Source organism: Pseudomonas sp. B15(2017), assembly GCF_002113215.1.
Classification (GTDB): domain Bacteria; phylum Pseudomonadota; class Gammaproteobacteria; order Pseudomonadales; family Pseudomonadaceae; genus Aquipseudomonas.
In genome coordinates this window covers 123,743-139,405 of record NZ_NEJZ01000020.1, presented here as the reverse complement: position 1 = coordinate 139,405, position 15,663 = coordinate 123,743, and the positions used below count along the sequence as shown (strand labels likewise).

Here is a 15,663-nt window from a genome sequence, read left to right as displayed (position 1 = left end):
CCCAATGCCCCCAATCACCGCCACACCCGCCCCACTCTCCCGCCGTTTCTCCGTCGCGCCGATGATGGATCGAACTGACCCTTCTTTTACCTCCCGTAAATAAAGGCCCAAACGCCTCGCCACCAACCCGCGTACCAGTTGCGTACCAGCTCTGTTCTTCTCCCTCCTTGCCCCATCCCCTCTGCCGACTGCGTTAGCAAATTTTAAGCAGCGGTTCTCGGCTCCAATCCTGGCACTGTCTATCGTCGACTCAGACGTGTTTCGTGAGTGTTAAAACCGCGCGCACGAAAGGCCAGCGAATCGCCCCGCCTGTACTTCACTCCGTTTTCAGGTTGACCCCTGGGAAAAAGGTAATTTTGGTAATTTTCTTTTTTTTAGTCATGAAAACATAAGAGAATCAGTAGGTTAGGCAGATTGAGCAAAGGTAATAATAGGGTAATAAGGAGGTTAGAAAATTACCCTTAGTCGTAGTAATTTCACCGACCTACGAAACCCTTTAAAATCAGGTACTTGGTGAAATATTACCTCCGGCCTTACCAAATATTACCTTCAAAGGTAATACCTCAAAGCCACGGTCTATAAGGGCTGCAGCCAGTTTTTCGCATCGTCTTACCAAAATTACCTTTTTCCCAGCCTCGAACTGAAATCAGCCCCCCGCAGGTGCCTGCTATGCTTCCTGCTTTCCGAACGGAGTCGAATACATGGCCAGCGAATACTCCCTCACCGTCGTCCTCGACAAAATGTACGAAAACCAATTGGGGCTTGAAGCTGCGTTGATGGAACTAGTGCTGCTAGTTGAGCAGCAAGGACATGAGGCCGTGGGGGAGAATGCCCGCGCAGCTCTTGAGCGAATTGGGGAGAATGCGGGTTTTATCAATCAGGGTCTGGCACGATTGAGAAATCTGGAGAAGGATTAGCCTTCGACGCCCCTTTTATTTTTTACACTTGATAGCGACATCATTGTCCGCGATCGCGAATGTTTGGGCTAATTCAAGGAACTTTATGAAGCCGTTGAAACGAAACGACCCTTGTTGGTGCGATTCGGGGAAAAAGTATAAGCACTGCCACAGAGATATCGAAAGTCAACCACCTGTGGAGGTTCACAAAATATTTCAAACTTTGGGATCTTTCAAAAAAACCAAAAAGTGTAGCGTCCCAGATTCACTCTTGCACGAATGTTCAAATAAAATAATTAACGCGCACACAGTTTCCAAAAGCTCGTCACTGAAGGCAATTGCAAAGAATGGCCACGTATTAAAAATATCCGTAGAGTCAAAAACCGATACCGCACCAAAGATAAAACTTGACGAGATAGGGATAAATAACGCTTCGACCTTCTCAGGCTTTTGCTCTATACATGACAAAAAATTATTTTCACCAATTGAAGACCAGCGATTTAATTCCTCACCGCTACATTGTTTTTTAGTCACTTACAGGGGGATAGCTAGAGAATTATTCAGCAAGGATTATGCATCAAAAACACTAGGCTTTATGAAGACCCTCGATAGAGGTAAAAGCTTAGCTCAACAGTTAGCTATCCAAAGCGCCTCAACCTGGTACGGAAATAGCAATAACTTAACGATAGGAGATCTGAGACACATAAAATCAAAGCTCGATACGATGCTGATCTCGGGGGATCATTCTGGCCTAAACTATACTGTTTTTACACTTGATGCGCCGCCCCCAATTATGGGGAGCGCAATTGTTGGCCCAACTTTCGACTTCAATGGACACAAAGCGCAGGACATATCCAGCAACCCGAATGATATGCCGGATTACATTGCTATCAATTCATTCTCTAGTGAAGGGAAAGGGTTTGTTGTTTTATCTTGGCTATCAGAACACTCTCAAACCTGCAACAAACTAATTAGACAATTTTTAGATAACAAGCTGACAGCGGATAGCTTAGCGATTTTCATCATCCTACTTATCGAAAACTTTTACATTTCGCCAAGCTGGTTTCATTCACTAGATAATGAAACGCAGAAAAAGGTAGAACACTTGTACTCACAAGGCATTGATACTGACACGTATGGCGATTCAATAAATATCACTCGACCCCTGCACTTCCCAGCGATAACAAATATATTAATGGTGCCGATGATTTAATTTACTTTCTCGCATTTTCTAATTACTCCACATGAAGTGCGGTTATGAGTAAAGTTTTGTCCTATAAATAACGCCGTTTATGTTCAATTGGTCTTCTCACCTGTTCCAGGTGTGGAGGCCTTTTTGTTGGGCTACGGAAGCCAACGTGGCTGGGACACATTTGCGTAGAAGTGTCACCCCTCCATTATCAAAATTACTCTTCTCCGAGATCGCCTTGAAAAATCCGCCTATGCATTCATAAGGGTCAGCAGCAGCCCAGCGTTAACACCCCACCTTCGTGTCCACAGCGGCGTCTTCCCCACGTCCTCCCAGCCACCTACCGAAATCGAACTCACATTTGAATGGCTAGGTCAACCACCATATTGACTTTTTCTTGATGTGCTATAGAATCTATATCACCCATCACAAAGAGGTGATGGGATAACCAACGGAAAACCACCAAGAGAGAGTCACCCATAGTGGAGTCGAGTATGAAACTCCTAGCCGAAAAGCCAGAAAACGTGCTCTTGCGCTTACGCAAACAGGACACGCCTACAGGGGTCAGCAGCGGCACTGTCGAGCTGCTTACCTTGGTAACCGGCATGAGCAAAACCGAAATGATTCATGTCGCTCTTCGGGAATACGCTGATCGCGTGCTACCGACCTACGACTTGGACGATGAAAACTTAACCGAAGCTCACATTTCGGCTATTCGCGCTGCCAGCCCAGTGTCGAATCTACCGAAGGAGCGAAGATCGAGAGGTATTTTTTGATGCAAACAGCTGTTCCCTATTATCCCCTGCCTCAACCGGCAGACATCCTGCTCGCGCGTTTTCCAACGCATTTGGCCAAGCACCTTCCGGGCCCTAAAACCCGGACGTGCTTGGTTCTTTTTATCTACGATGACGACCATGCGGTTGAGATCGCTTACGGTACGAGCCAAAAAGTCAACAAGATCTACCGGGGCGAGTTTCTTATCAGTGCCAACGACCCTGGATTTCAGGGCACCGGGCTCCGTAAAGACACCAAGTTCGACCTGAATAACCGAGTTATTGTGCCGTTCGATAATGCTTGGTTTGCCCCTCCGCTCTCGGGTCATATTGCCAGCCCACCGCCAAAAATTGGTCGGGTGCAACTGGAGCATCACAATGCCCTCCATAAAGCGTGGAAGGAAGCTGGTTTGCCCGTACCATAAGGCGGCCATCAGGGGTGCCACCAACGGTAGGTGGCATCTGCCATCAATGGCTGTGCATCCTTTTGAAAACCTCGGGATACGGGACAAGCTGAGCCTACCCGCTTACCTCCGGCCCGCTGATGCCCTTTGACTGCCAGCAGGACGCAGACTAGAAACGGTCTCGTACCATCGCTGTCGAAATAAAAAACTCACTGAATCAGCAGTTTTTTCGCTTACACACCGCGCAAGTACTGTGTGACGCCTACACCCTTCTGCCGTTCTCTTTCCGCATCTCGTATGCATAATTCCTGCACACCACTGCAAAAATTTGCAAACTATGCAATGGAAGATGCGTAGTCATTAGCCACAGCAGACCTAGACCAGCCCTCATTCTGCGCCACCCTACCCTTTGCATTTTTTTACGACACAAGTCCCGCTGGCGGGAGGGGGATAAGTGATTTTCCAAGTGTTTTTTTTTATGAGCGGACTGTTTACGCGGTGCGATATGCTCAGCACCGATCGTCAGTTGCGAGATCAGTCCAATGCCTAGAATACGTCGCGTCGACTCGAAAACTTGGCGACGCCTGGACAAGTGCGAGCGCAGGTTCTGCGGTGCTAGCATCCATCGAGGTTGGAGAGATGCATGACGCACCAGAGCGCTGAAGGGTATGTATTAGGGCTGGAAACCGCTAGATTCGGTCAAGGCTGAGCGGAAGCGTAGTCCATCGACTTTGCGAATGCAGCTGAAGCAGAGACGGCATATCAGCTACTCACCCGGGCGGCAGGAAACTATAGTGATAGTTAGGGATAACAATGGACACGCAGACTCAAGCAAAACGATTCAAAGAACTCGCTGACAAAGCGTTTCTGTTGACCAAAGACTTAACAGAGCTGGATATCCTCCGAATGCTGATCGAAGACTTCAACGACAGCACACCGCCCCCTGAAATCAGCAAGCTACTATTCACTGCTATCCGAAGCCTCATCAAGTCCAACAGCGGAATACATCAGGCTGACCTGCGAAAGATAGAGTCGCTTTTATATCAAGATCACATGTGGCTAAAGTCTGACCGCTTGGACCACCTGATAATTGAACAAATATTACATGGAGTAAATGAGCGCATCTTTGTACCATTCTCCGACGAGCGTGAGTGGGTATTAGCTATTACTGCAGCACGATTACTGAGTAAAGACCGTGCAGTTCCTATATGGAATGGTAGATACATATCTGAAAATGCAACGAGAGCCGCAGCCGCACGACTACGAGACAAGGGCTACGACATAAAACTAGGCAATGGCCGTTTCTTTCTGGAGCACGAAGAATCTCAGCGACTTACAGAAGAAATTGACTGGTTAACTAAGCAGGCTAGTGGGAAGCATTTGATAAGTGTTTTATTGGACGGTTTGCAGCGCAGGAGCAGGTTCAGCGGCTCGCGTTATCAGCTTGGGAGAACGGTCAGAACACTGGATTGGGATATAGAGCCCATGCCAAGTTATCCTTACGGCTACCTGATAAATCTTGCTGCAAAACATTTAAAAACCACCCCTGCCACGCCCAGGGCTCGACAAGGTACTAGGTTACTGGAAATAGCTCGCGACGTTGTTGCGTTGTTAGAACTGGAAGATTATTCAGCCTATGCGTTCCCGTTCGTCGAACCCGAATTTCTGCCAGAGTACGTGCGAAAAATGCTGAGAGGGGACTTCTGTCTAAGCTATAGGCAGCTAGATCCTAGCCACTGCATATTTATGCTGCAGGAGCTGTTCCGCTGGGTGAATGAAACAAAAATGAATGCGGCTCTGGGCTTTGGTATCTCGGATGTTATCAAGCTAGCGGAAATCGTTTTGCGAGGGATACCCGCTTCCAGTATAAACAAAGTTTGCTCCCTTGAAGACATTCGAAAGGCTAGCGGGATCGATAAGCAGACTTTTAAAAAAATGCTTCCTCATTTTATTCACAATCCGGACAATATTAATTCTAACTACCAAACTCCGTTCGACAGTCCTTCCGTAAACCTAACTTCGTTACCACTGGTCTGGCAACCGGGCGGAAAAGCGCTGATACTATCGCCCCCCCTAATATCGATTCCATTCTGGGAGGCCGCCGTCAAGGCCGTTAGCAGCGCATTCCCCGGCGCTAGCAAACAGATTGGCGATGCGCTAGAGCCTATGCTTGAGAATATGTTTCTAGCGCGAGGTATTGACGTATTCGCTCGTTCGAAAAAATACAAAAACGGAGAAATCGACTTAGCGATCACCACGTCAGAGCAAATATTTTTATTCGAATGCAAGAAAAAAGCACTAACTAAACCTACGCTCGGTGGAGACATTGTGGATGGCTTGATCGATATTTGTTTAACTTTTATGCAGGCTCAGTGCCAACTGACCAGTCACGAAATTTATCTATTGAGAGACGGTCGTATCGAATTCAATGACGGTACGGTGCTGGAACACAAAGGTAGACGCATAGAAAAAATCGCAATCACACTTCATGATTTCGGAAGCCTGCAAGACCGGATGGTCTCTGCCAATCTAATTAATAATCTTGCCTCGTCGCAAATGAACGCCAGCACCATGACGGACTACCAAGCCGGAAAATTCGAAGAGTGCAACGAGCTTTTAAAAAAACTGGACGTTCTACTGGCGCAAAAACAGGAACTAACCAACGAGTGCCACAACGAGTTTCACGACTCGGTCTTTCTGGGAACTCCCCAAGTCCACTATCTCCTTGAACACTGTCAAAGTATTGAGGACTTCTCAGCTGCACTCGGTCACGTTAAAACCGTAGTCAATGGTTCACTTGATATGTATTCAACTTTTTCGCAATTCCACGACTTAGGTTCTCGCGCGAAAACCAAGCTGTAGCCCCTATCTGTCTAGCCCGTCACATCGGCGAGCTCGGCCGAGAGTAACTCTGCCTTTGCAGCATCATTAAAAAACGCAGCGGCTTGTGTCGGTGCTGGTGAAGGCCCATGCGTGTGCTCTGCCAATTCCGTAGCTAGCTGACTAATCAGGTCCAGTGTGTCCCCCAAGACGCGCAGCACATTAGTAACTTCAGATCCCAACCAGGTTTTGGGCGACTGCAAGCGCTGACGCTCGCTAGTGATACTCTCGCGCAGTCCATGGATCTGCTCGACCATGTCCCCACCGACCGCAGCGTTGTACTTCCTGCCCACTAATAGGTTTAGGTCGCGTCCCGACGCCTGGTGCAGATCATCAACTGCCGCCAAGCTCGCGGATCCGCCTGACAGCAGCTTAAGCGCGCCTAGCGCCTCGATCTTTTTCACACCACCCACCGTCTCCGTTGAGTGGTCGTCGACGGCCCGCGTGTGGCTCTGGAACTGCTCGCGGTTGTCCAGGGCTTCAACCTCACGCTCGATCGCGTGATCCCGGATCTTGCCGTCGGTTTGGCGTAGCCAGTTGCCGTCCGCATCAACACGCTGCTGTGCGTTGCCGCTGTGTTGCCACACTTGGTCACCATTCGGCACCTTGGGCATGCTCAGGCCGTGGGGCAAGATCGATTGAATGTAGGGCTTGTTTGGCAGACCGTAGGCGAAACATACCACCACCCGCGTGCCTTCTTCCGGAAAGGCGTAAATGCCCATTTCCTCGCCACCGGTGGGCAGTGGCAGCGGGACACCGGTAAGCGTCGGGATGGCCGGATCTGGCTCGTCATCGGCGCCCAGGACTTCAATATCGACCGCGTAGCGCGGACGGAAGTCGTCGCAGATCCCGGCGTCCGCCGGTGCGTCGGCCACGGCAGTGACCCGGGCAAAGCGCGGTAGGTGATAACCGCCGGTGAGTTCGGGAAATTGGCGCTCTACAGCGCGGCGGATTGCGTCTTCCATCGGATGGCCATCTGGTCATTGGCGAGCGCCACACTGGTGACGCGTTCGCCGGCGTTGATCGTTGCACCTGGTCGCAGCCCTGGAAGGGCCGCCACCATTGCGCTCTGGTTGCCCTGGTAGCCGTCGAACAGCTCCGTGGGGATCTGCAGCGCCGCCCGGGCGCCAAAAAAACTATCGGCCCAGCTGCCGGCGAACACTTCGCCGTTGCCCAGCTGGTGCCAGGTGAAGTCGGGAATACTGAACACGCGGGCCAAGCTGTCCATGGCCTGGTATCCGGCAGCAAGGCTGTAGAAGTACGGTGCCTTCACGCCGGCGTAAGGCCGATCGGGAACGCGAAAGCGCAGGCCCGTCTGCTCGCTGATGGCAGCCAGCACAGCGCGCAGATCGACATGACGCAGGTTCAACGGCAACGGGTTGGCCAGCACAGCAGCCAGTTCACGGCAGAACAGCACCTGCTCTTTGGCATTGGCGGCGGTGCAACGCTCGACGTAACCGATGAAGTGGCGCTGCAGCGTGCGGTCGTTGTAGCCGATATCCAGCGTCACCAACCCTTTCAGCGGCTCGGCGGACTGCACGGTAAAATTCGCCCGCCCTGGACTGGTGGCGTCCAGTCGGACGTCCTCCTTGACCAGCGGAACGGGCGCGCCATTGATCGACAGAACCTTGTGCAGTTTCACGTCTGCTCACTCCCGCCCAGCCACTTGTCCACACGGCCCAGCACCTTTTCAAAGCCGCTCAGTTCCGGGTTGTCGCTCGAACCTGAGTTACTACCACCCTCACCGACCGCGCTACCCGGGGCGCCCTGGGCGTCGACCTTGTTGCCGGCACGCCGACCCTCGACCTTTTCCGGGTTCGACTCGCGCTCGCTCAGCGTGAACTGCACCAGCCAGGCTTTCAGGTTGTCGGCTTCCCGGGCGCTGACGCCTTCGGAAAACTCCACCTGGCGAACGCCGAACGCCTCGGCGGTGTCGTTCACGATGCGATACAGATGCAGCTCGCCGCCGCTCGCCGTGGCTTCGGCCAGACGCATCAAGTCAGTCAGCTGCACCCGATCAACGAAGGGGATCATCAGCGAGACGGCCAACGTTTTGGGCTTGAAGCCCTTGTGCGCCTTGTCAGTGTTGCTGGTCTGCCCCGACATGTCGCCGCTTTCGATGCGTAGATTGCCGGTGACCTTGAGGTTCTTCCCCTGGACTTTTTGCCCATCGAGCAACAGCGTCATAGGCCCACCAGCTCCCGTACAAAACTCAACCCCTCTTGCGTGCCCACCAGCAGCAGGCCGGCGCATTGCACCCACTCATGCCCAGGGGCATCGCCGCTCAACAGCTCCTGGCGCAGCTCGCTGGGATTACCCGGGCCAATCAGGCGCGCCCGTATGCTGACGTCGGGGTTACCCCCAGCCAGCAGGTTTTTCAGATCAGCCAATTGTTGATCCCGCCCTTGTTGCTGCGCTGCCTTGCGAGCGGCCAGCGCAGCCAGATCGCCCAGCGGCGAACTGTCGGCGGCGTAGCCCTCCAGCACGGCCAACTGGCCGGCCAGGGACTGTTTCGCAGCCTTGACCACCGTGCATCGCTCCAGGGGCAGTCCTTGCCAGCGCGGCAACGCACCGGCGCCGGGGATCTCCCACTTGTCAGTCTCAAGCTTCATCAGGTGCTGGGCGCGCCGCTCGGTGCGCACCAGGTCGCCGATCGGCATCAATGCGTTGAAACGCGACAGGCCGCTGGCCAACTGTTCCAGGCGTGTCCCCAGGAACAGAACCGACAGGGCATATTGCGGCCCAACCGGACGGCCCGTGTCAGTGGCGTCCTCCAGTTTTTTGGCCAGGTGTTCCAGCACGTTCGGCGCCGACAGGAAGCGCTGATAGCCCTTGCCTTGGCCGACGCCGCTTTGAAAAGGTGTCACCACCAGGCACGCGGGCACCTGACCCAACTGCTCGGCCAGCGCCGCCCGTCCGGCTTCAATGGCGCCTTTCGCGGCGTCGCCGACCGGCCCCGGGTTGGTGTTGGCCAACCCGCTCAAACCGGCCAACCGTTGCGCGGTGCTGGCCAGCTCGCCGGTGGCCAGATCCTTGGCAGCGGACAGCCTGCCCATCCATTGCGTGGCCTGTTCTGGCCAGCGCATCGTCACCGGCGCCCAGCTCATGCCGGCCGCGTCCAGGTGATGGCTTTCATCGCCTTGAGGTTTTTGTCTTTCAGGGCCTTTTCAACGGACTGGCGCAACAACTCGGCGCACTGCTGGGCGCTTTGACGAAAGCGCACCAGGTCGTGGCTGACCTTCTGCAGTTGGGCGATGGTGTGAGGCCGGAACGCCAGCACCTGGTCAGCATCAGTACACGGGTAAAAGTCATCCTGTCCCAGTAACACTTGGGCGTTCAGATTCACCTGGTCATCGATGGCGCTGCTGTAACGGTAAGCGTCGCCCAAGGCGTTGGAGTTGAAACCGCCGGCGACATACGCGGCGCAATCGGCGGCGATCGCCTGCAGCTTTTTCTCCCGGAGCGCGGCCAGCACGGCATCGATATCGTCGACCCATTCGCCGCCCTTCCAGATCTGGTTCGGCCCGGGCTTTTTCATGGTGAAACCTGCCGGCACCGGCTCGAAGCCTTCGAGCGTGCGCGGCTCGCCGGTCGCGGTGTTGTACACCACCACGCCGCCGAAATAGTCCACCAGCTGCCAGGCTTTGCCGTTCCACCAGGCCGCTTTATGTTCGGGGATCTGCGGCGGCGCTGTCTCCACACAGCCGCCCGGGATCATGTACACGCCCGGTTCCAGCGGCGATTCGTCAGCGGTAACGGTGCCCACCAAGATTCCCAGGTGGTTGGTCTGATAGACGATTTTCTCGCTCATGTTCGGTCTCAATACTTGATGCAGAAAAGAAGGGCCATGTTCTTGGGCCGGGTTTCGTTTCCGCCGGTAGCGGTCACATTTATGCCGTGGGTGTGGGCACCGCCTCCGCCTATGCCGACGTTGTGTGCGTGAAGTCCAGCAGCAACGATTCCCACGTTGTGAGCGTGGTTGCCCTGGTAATCGGTTCGGTAAGGTCGGTTATCCGCATTGATTCCAAAATTTTGCTCGAGCGTGGTCGCGCTGCCGCCCCCAGCACCCGCTGCAACTGAAATACCTTGGCCGTTATCGACGTATCGGAAGCCGTGGTCGTGGTTACCTTGGGCATCCGTCCAGGCGCTGTGGACGTGGTCGCCTTGTGCATCTGTCCAAGCGCTGTGCAAGTGATCGCCTACTGCCGTGGCCGAGGCCCCGTGCGCGTGGGAGTGGATCATCATGTCCTGAAAGGTGCCGAAGGCACGGCCCGCGTCGAGACCGCGTCCGTCGTCCCAACCGCGTAGGAACAGGCCGCGCAGATCCGGCAAGTTGAAGGTGGTCGAACCATCACCGGCGCCGTACAGCGTGGCGATGCGGGCGAACAAACCGGCAAAGACCGTGCGCGAAATGGCGGCACCATTGCACGCCAGCCACCCAGTTGGCGGCTTGTTCATACCGAACGCCGAGACCATGCCAGTCATCGATTCGCCGACCTGTTTCTGCAGCTTGTTCAACGCTGCAGTGGTGGCCAGGATCTCGCTGCTGTTGGTTTCCGGATCGTCGCTCTTCGCGTTCGGCAGGTTGCCCAGCTCCACGTCTTCTTTCGTCGTGCCCCGGGCGCGCAGGTTGGCGTAGTCACCGTCCCGCGCCGCCCAGTACTGGATCAGCGGCCCATTGACCGGCTCGGGCAGGCGCATGTCCGAAAAGCCCACCGATGACAAGTAATGCGCGACGGGCACGCAGTAGTGGCGAGCGCCGGCGGAATCGGTGTAGTCCGCCGGTTCACCGAACACCACTTTCCACGTCGCCACGCGATCGCTTAACTGGCGTTCCAGGCACACGTCCAGGGTGATTTTTCCCACCGGGATAACGCCGGTCACCGGCAGCGGCGCCGTGAGCGCAACACGAATACCTTCGATATAGGCCACGCCCGGGCGCAGCTGAAACCCGTTGGCCGTCTTCTCGAACTGCAGCGAATCGCCGAAGAAACAGGCGCGCCCGTACAGCTCACGGTTGCTCAGGCGCTCGCGCTCATCGATGCCGGCCAAGCGCACAGTAAAGTCATGCTGCCAGGTGCTGGCATCGATCGTTACGCCGGTCAGCGCCTGGGCACCGTCGAACGCAACCAGAAAGTTGCGGGTGACGTTGTTGCCGATCTGCAGCGGTGGGATGTTCTTGCGCTTTTGCTGCAGCGGCACGTAGGACACGGCGAACAACAGGCCGTCAGCGTCTTCAAGGCCAATCCAGTTGAAGTCCCAATCGCCGACGTCCGATCCCAGCTGCGCGCTGTAGACGATCTGGTTGGGGTTCACAAAACCGGCGTTTTCCTTGGGGATCTCGTAGGTGTGGACGATCTGGCCCACTGGCGGCTTGCCGGCGGCTCGATCCACCGGCGCTTCGGTGTCCAACCCGGGCACGTTGGCGAAAATGAATTTCGTGATGACCAGGGGCTTTTTCTGGCTTTGCTTCAGGGCGATTTGGCCTTCGCCGGCCAACGTAATACTGGCGCTCACTTTGCGCTCCTACAGGCTGGCGACCAGCGTTTGCTGGTCGTCGTTGAAGTCGATCAGGCCGATTTGCAGGCCCACCGGTGTGATGGTCACGAAGTCATAGCGCCGGCACGTCCGCCCGTACTGCTGAATCAGCACGCGCAGCAGCTCGGGGTTCAGCGACAGCTGGGCGTTGCTGAACTTGAGCAGCACCACGTCCCAATCCCGATCGGGCTGGCGCTCCTCGATCTCCACGTAGCCAACGCCCAGGCGCTCGAAAATGCGTTTCATGCCGGCGGTGCTGCCCGCGTCGACCGAGTTGATGAAGGCGTATTTCACGCGCAGACGGAACAGGCTTTCCGGCTCGCCGGTGAAGCGCGTCACGTCCCGCTGCCAGGCCCACAGTTCAAGGATGCTCAGGTGGCAGGTGTCCGGATCGATCTGCGAATAGGGCCAGCGCAGCCAGCCGGTGACGGTTTTCCACCAGGACTGTGCAGCCGCGACCAGCTTGGTAAACTCGGTGCCGCCGAGCCAGAAAGGCAGTTTGATTTTGATCACTGAATCACCACCGTCAGGTTCTCCAGACGGGGTATGGACAGACCGTTCACCACATCCACCATCGGCGTGATTTTCACCGCCTCAATGCTGGGGAACTGTTCGTGCAGTTCAGTGCAAAGGCGGCTTTTGCTGAATCGCGCTTGCGGATAGGTCAGCGTGGGCTGGTAGTCGCGGGGCGTGCTTTCGCGAAAGGCCGCACGTACAAAAAACTCCACCTCCTGTTTGAGTGTGGCTTTCTGCTCTGGCGTCTGATTGGAGAACGGCCAGACGTTCACCACTATGCTGGAAGGGGTTTCCGGCATGACCATAGCCAGCAGGTCATCGCCGTGGCCGTGGTTGCCCTGGTCGCGGATATGCGCGTTGATCTTTTCCAGGTAGCTGGCCGCCGGCACACCCGCATCAAACAGGATGTAGGCATTGGCGCTGCCTGGCCCACGCGGGGCGCCGTGTTCGAAATACACGCCATCCGGACGCACGCCCGGGAAGGCGGAAATCATGGCGCGATACACCGCGTCGGTGTGCCACTGGTTGACCGCTGAGAATTGGTTACGCACGCGCAGGCGCAACTGGTCGTTGGGTTCCGGATCTGCACCTGGTGAAGCCAGCCACCCGTCTTTGTTCACCACCTGGACAATGCCAGGGATCGGCACCGGCAGGATCGCGTAGTAACCCGGGGCCAGGTTAAAACCACTGCCCGCCTCAATCGCCTCGACCGGAACATCCAGCTGGAGCTGGCCCTGCTGGAACGTCGCCGGCGCCGTAGTGACCAGTTGGTAAACGTTGCCGTTGATTGCGGCGGACTGCACCACAATGCCCTTTTCCAGCTCCAGCACACCGTCCGGAATGGCCCGAGTGAACAGCAGCTTTCCCTGGGCCTTGGTCGCGCCCTTGCGCTCGACGTTGACCGCCCATGCGAGCGTGTCCAGCCAGGCGTCGACCGCTGTTTTCACAAAGAAGTTGGGCAGCACGGTCAGGCACAGGAAATCCAGCAGCCACAAAACCGGCTTCGTCACCAGTGCGGTCATCACTCGCCAGAATGGGGAATAGCTGCTGGTGTTGGCGACTTTCGCGCCCTGGGCTTCAACTTCCTTTTCCCATTCGGCCTTCAACGCCGCCTCGGTGGTCGGGATGCCGGCGTCGGCGATCACCTTTTTAAAATCGACGCTCACAGACTTACCTCAATCGATCCGAACTTCAGGGTTTTGGCGGTCACCAGGTAAACGCCTGGTTCCTGTTGGGTGATGCGTGCCGTCCCCGGCACCAGGCGCACGTCGCCCTCCACCAGCAGTTCCATCCGCTGGATGCAATCGCGCTGACGCAGGCGATCGCGCTCGGCCACCAGCGTCACCAGCAGCCCGCTGTCGCGGATCATGTGGGCGATGTCCTGGGCGATGCAGGCGCGGTCATCGATCAAACGGGGCTGGTTTGAGGGATCGAGCGCCAGGTCGTTGCCAACGATCAGCAGATCCACGTATTCGCTCATCCGCCCACCGCCATGGCGACCATGTTTTCCATCTCCAGCGGCGTCATCTGCTTGCCGGTGTTGATAGTCACGTTCTCTACATGCGTGCCTTTGTTCTGGCTGCTGTTGTTGTTCTGAATGCTGGTCAGCAGGCCGCCCGCCGGCACTGCAGACGGACGCGCCGGCGACAGGCTTGGAATGGCCGCATTGATGGTCTGTTGGGCTTTCTGCGCAGCGTTGGCGGTGTCGGAAGCGCTGGCAGCGGCGTCGGCGCCTGGCACTTCGGGCATGCCGCCGAAGCGCGCTTCGATATTCACGCCCGGGATGCTGTTCAGCAGCTCGATCACGCCGTTAACGGCCTTGGTGAAAATGCCGACGATGCCGTCCCACGCGGCCTTGGCCATGCCCGACCAGCCGCCCATGGAGTTAAACCAGTCGGATAGCTTCTGCAGCTTGTCGGCGACGAACTGGAACGCGGCCGTGTTCATCAGGGTGCTCGTCCACTCGTTCCAGAAGGCGACCGCCGCAACAATGACCGCCACCAGGGCGACGATCCCGACCACAATCCACACCACCGGGTTGGCCAGCAGCGCCGCGTTGACCAGCCAGATCGCGCCCTGCCACAGCATCATGGCGCCGCGAATCAGCGCCAGGCTGGCGCTCAGCGTGTAGATAACGGCGACGTAAGCCACGATGGCCAGCTTCTGCAGGATGAACACCGCGACGGTGCGCAGCCCCATCAGTTGGAAGACTTTCCACACGGTCAGCATGCCCAACCAGGTCATGCGGGCAATGCCCACCACCATGGTCAGGGCCGACATCGCGGCGACAATGCCCATGATCGTCAGCGCGGTGATGCCGATCACGCGGGTGATGTTCGGGAACAGCTGCGACCAGCGCACCAGGGTTTTACCGATGTCCACCATCTTGGCCATGAACGGCGACAGCACCGGGATCAGCACCTGACCGAACACCACTCGCATGACTTCGACCAGGGACGCCCATTGCTGCCACGGGTCAACCATCGCCCTGGCCATCTGCTCGGCGTTCTCCAGCCCGCGCACCTTGCCCAGCTGCTCGATGCCATTGCGCAGCCGATCGGTGTCCTTGGCCAGCGCGCCGATCACCTGGGCACCTTCGCCGCCGAAGGCCTCCATCAGCTTGGCCCCGGCTGACGCGCTGGTGAGGTCGCCGAACTTGCCCTGGAGCTTGTCCAGGATGGTCATCATCGGCAACACCTTGCCCTGCTGGTCGGTGAACTTCATGCCGAGCTTTTCCGAGGCGGCGCCGATGTTCTCGAAAAACGCCTTGTAGCGTCCGCCGGCGTCGCCGCCCTCCATGGTGCTGCTCAGCGTGCCGATCACCGCCATCTGTTCAGCCAGGTCGACGCCGGACGTCGTGGCGATCGCCCCGGCTTCCTTGAAGGCGTCTTTCATGGCCGCGCCACTGGTGCGGAACAGCTGCACCGCCAGCGCCGTCTGGCCGCCGAGTTTTTCCACCCACGCGCCCTTCCCCATCGCATCGGCTTGGGACTTCTGCAGGTTGTAGAGCGTGCCGACGTATTCGCCCATGGTTTCGGCGTCGGTCTTGGTGGCCTTGGCCAGCAGGTTGCTGGTGTTGGTAAACGTCGCCAGCTGGTTGCCGGCAAGGCCCTTGATGGCGCCCTCGATTAGGTACGCGGACGCCACAAAGTCCTTGGCGTTCTCGCCGTAGTTCACCGCGAACTCCAGCGATTTGCTGTTGAGTGCGGACAACGCATCCTCGGCCACGCCCAGCGATCGGACGTCTCCCAGGGCGCGATTGACTTCCAGCGCCGGTTCCATGGATTCGCGAATGGCGACCACGCCCGCCGTCAGCCCACCGAGGCCCAGGCCGATCGTCTTGATGTGCTTTTCACTTTGATCGGCAAGCTCGGAAAAGCCCATTTTCACCTTGCCCAGGGGCGCGGTGACCTTGTCCTGCAAGCTGAGAATGAAAGCCAGGCTGGCGCTACGGTCTGCCAATGTCG

15 protein-coding genes are annotated in these 15,663 nt (G+C 56.6%); 5 read left to right on the top strand and 10 right to left on the bottom strand.

Annotated features, from left to right (window positions below):
- Positions 1-701: 701 nt before the first annotated feature.
- From CAF73_RS25600 to CAF73_RS25580, 5 genes are all read left to right on the top strand, one after another.
- Positions 702-917, top strand: coding sequence for a hypothetical protein (locus CAF73_RS25600; protein WP_085704666.1), 216 nt, complete (start codon positions 702-704; stop codon positions 915-917).
- An 85-nt stretch (positions 918-1,002) separates the two neighbouring features.
- Positions 1,003-2,109 carry an SEC-C domain-containing protein gene (locus CAF73_RS25595; protein ID WP_085704664.1) on the top strand — a complete coding sequence of 369 codons (1,107 nt, stop codon included), beginning with the start codon at positions 1,003-1,005 and terminating at the stop codon, positions 2,107-2,109.
- A gap of 470 nt (positions 2,110-2,579) precedes the next feature.
- Positions 2,580-2,861 (top strand): hypothetical protein, encoded by a 282-nt coding sequence (locus CAF73_RS25590; RefSeq protein ID WP_085704662.1) that lies wholly within the window; start codon positions 2,580-2,582, stop codon positions 2,859-2,861.
- Positions 2,861-3,283, top strand: a complete 423-nt coding sequence (locus CAF73_RS25585) for a hypothetical protein (RefSeq protein ID WP_085704660.1) — start codon at positions 2,861-2,863, stop codon at positions 3,281-3,283. Before CAF73_RS25590 ends, CAF73_RS25585 begins: the two co-directional genes overlap by 1 nt.
- A gap of 792 nt (positions 3,284-4,075) precedes the next feature.
- Complete coding sequence (locus CAF73_RS25580) at positions 4,076-6,124, top strand: hypothetical protein (RefSeq protein WP_085704658.1); 2,049 nt, start codon at positions 4,076-4,078, stop codon at positions 6,122-6,124.
- 11 nt (positions 6,125-6,135) lie between these two features.
- On the opposite strand, the gene CAF73_RS25575 is transcribed toward CAF73_RS25580, so the two are convergent.
- From CAF73_RS25575 to CAF73_RS25530, 10 genes are read right to left on the bottom strand one after another with little or no spacing between them, the layout of a single operon-like run.
- Entirely contained in the window at positions 6,136-7,107 is a 972-nt protein-coding gene (locus tag CAF73_RS25575) for a hypothetical protein (protein ID WP_085704656.1), read from the bottom strand.
- On the bottom strand, positions 7,080-7,784 hold the full coding sequence (locus tag CAF73_RS25570; RefSeq protein ID WP_085704654.1) for a hypothetical protein: 705 nt from the start codon (positions 7,782-7,784) through the stop codon (positions 7,080-7,082). The genes CAF73_RS25575 and CAF73_RS25570 overlap by 28 nt, the downstream gene beginning before the upstream one ends.
- Positions 7,781-8,329, bottom strand: coding sequence for a DNA-binding protein (locus tag CAF73_RS25565; protein WP_085704652.1), 549 nt, complete (start codon positions 8,327-8,329; stop codon positions 7,781-7,783). The genes CAF73_RS25570 and CAF73_RS25565 overlap by 4 nt, the downstream gene beginning before the upstream one ends.
- Positions 8,326-9,249 (bottom strand): hypothetical protein, encoded by a 924-nt coding sequence (locus CAF73_RS25560; protein WP_085704650.1) that lies wholly within the window; start codon positions 9,247-9,249, stop codon positions 8,326-8,328. Before CAF73_RS25560 ends, CAF73_RS25565 begins: the two co-directional genes overlap by 4 nt.
- Positions 9,246-9,953 carry a hypothetical protein gene (locus CAF73_RS25555; protein ID WP_085704648.1) on the bottom strand — a complete coding sequence of 236 codons (708 nt, stop codon included), beginning with the start codon at positions 9,951-9,953 and terminating at the stop codon, positions 9,246-9,248. Before CAF73_RS25555 ends, CAF73_RS25560 begins: the two co-directional genes overlap by 4 nt.
- 8 nt (positions 9,954-9,961) lie before the next feature.
- Entirely contained in the window at positions 9,962-11,659 is a 1,698-nt protein-coding gene (locus tag CAF73_RS25550) for a phage tail protein (protein WP_085704646.1), read from the bottom strand.
- 9 nt (positions 11,660-11,668) lie between these two features.
- Positions 11,669-12,193: a phage tail protein gene (locus CAF73_RS25545; protein ID WP_085704644.1), complete on the bottom strand. Its 525-nt coding sequence runs from the start codon at positions 12,191-12,193 to the stop codon at positions 11,669-11,671.
- Positions 12,190-13,362 carry a baseplate J/gp47 family protein gene (locus tag CAF73_RS25540; RefSeq protein ID WP_085704642.1) on the bottom strand — a complete coding sequence of 391 codons (1,173 nt, stop codon included), beginning with the start codon at positions 13,360-13,362 and terminating at the stop codon, positions 12,190-12,192. Before CAF73_RS25540 ends, CAF73_RS25545 begins: the two co-directional genes overlap by 4 nt.
- Positions 13,359-13,676: a DUF2590 family protein gene (locus CAF73_RS25535; RefSeq protein WP_085654343.1), complete on the bottom strand. Its 318-nt coding sequence runs from the start codon at positions 13,674-13,676 to the stop codon at positions 13,359-13,361. The genes CAF73_RS25540 and CAF73_RS25535 overlap by 4 nt, the downstream gene beginning before the upstream one ends.
- Positions 13,673-15,658: a phage tail tape measure protein gene (locus CAF73_RS25530; protein WP_085704640.1), complete on the bottom strand. Its 1,986-nt coding sequence runs from the start codon at positions 15,656-15,658 to the stop codon at positions 13,673-13,675. Before CAF73_RS25530 ends, CAF73_RS25535 begins: the two co-directional genes overlap by 4 nt.
- Positions 15,659-15,663 lie beyond the last annotated feature (5 nt).

What these genes read in the sequence shown, in the direction of transcription:
- CAF73_RS25580 (WP_085704658.1), top strand. Translation starts at nt 4,076, where the DNA reads ATGGACACGCAGACTCAAGCAAAACGATTCAAAGAACTCGCTGACAAA.
- CAF73_RS25555 (WP_085704648.1), bottom strand. Translation starts at nt 9,953, where the DNA reads ATGAGCGAGAAAATCGTCTATCAGACCAACCACCTGGGAATCTTGGTG.
- CAF73_RS25560 (WP_085704650.1), bottom strand. Translation starts at nt 9,249, where the DNA reads ATGAGCTGGGCGCCGGTGACGATGCGCTGGCCAGAACAGGCCACGCAA.
- CAF73_RS25575 (WP_085704656.1), bottom strand. Translation starts at nt 7,107, where the DNA reads ATGGAAGACGCAATCCGCCGCGCTGTAGAGCGCCAATTTCCCGAACTC.
- CAF73_RS25565 (WP_085704652.1), bottom strand. Translation starts at nt 8,329, where the DNA reads ATGACGCTGTTGCTCGATGGGCAAAAAGTCCAGGGGAAGAACCTCAAG.
- CAF73_RS25585 (WP_085704660.1), top strand. Translation starts at nt 2,861, where the DNA reads ATGCAAACAGCTGTTCCCTATTATCCCCTGCCTCAACCGGCAGACATC.
- CAF73_RS25600 (WP_085704666.1), top strand. Translation starts at nt 702, where the DNA reads ATGGCCAGCGAATACTCCCTCACCGTCGTCCTCGACAAAATGTACGAA.
- CAF73_RS25590 (WP_085704662.1), top strand. Translation starts at nt 2,580, where the DNA reads ATGAAACTCCTAGCCGAAAAGCCAGAAAACGTGCTCTTGCGCTTACGC.
- CAF73_RS25595 (WP_085704664.1), top strand. Translation starts at nt 1,003, where the DNA reads ATGAAGCCGTTGAAACGAAACGACCCTTGTTGGTGCGATTCGGGGAAA.
- CAF73_RS25535 (WP_085654343.1), bottom strand. Translation starts at nt 13,676, where the DNA reads ATGAGCGAATACGTGGATCTGCTGATCGTTGGCAACGACCTGGCGCTC.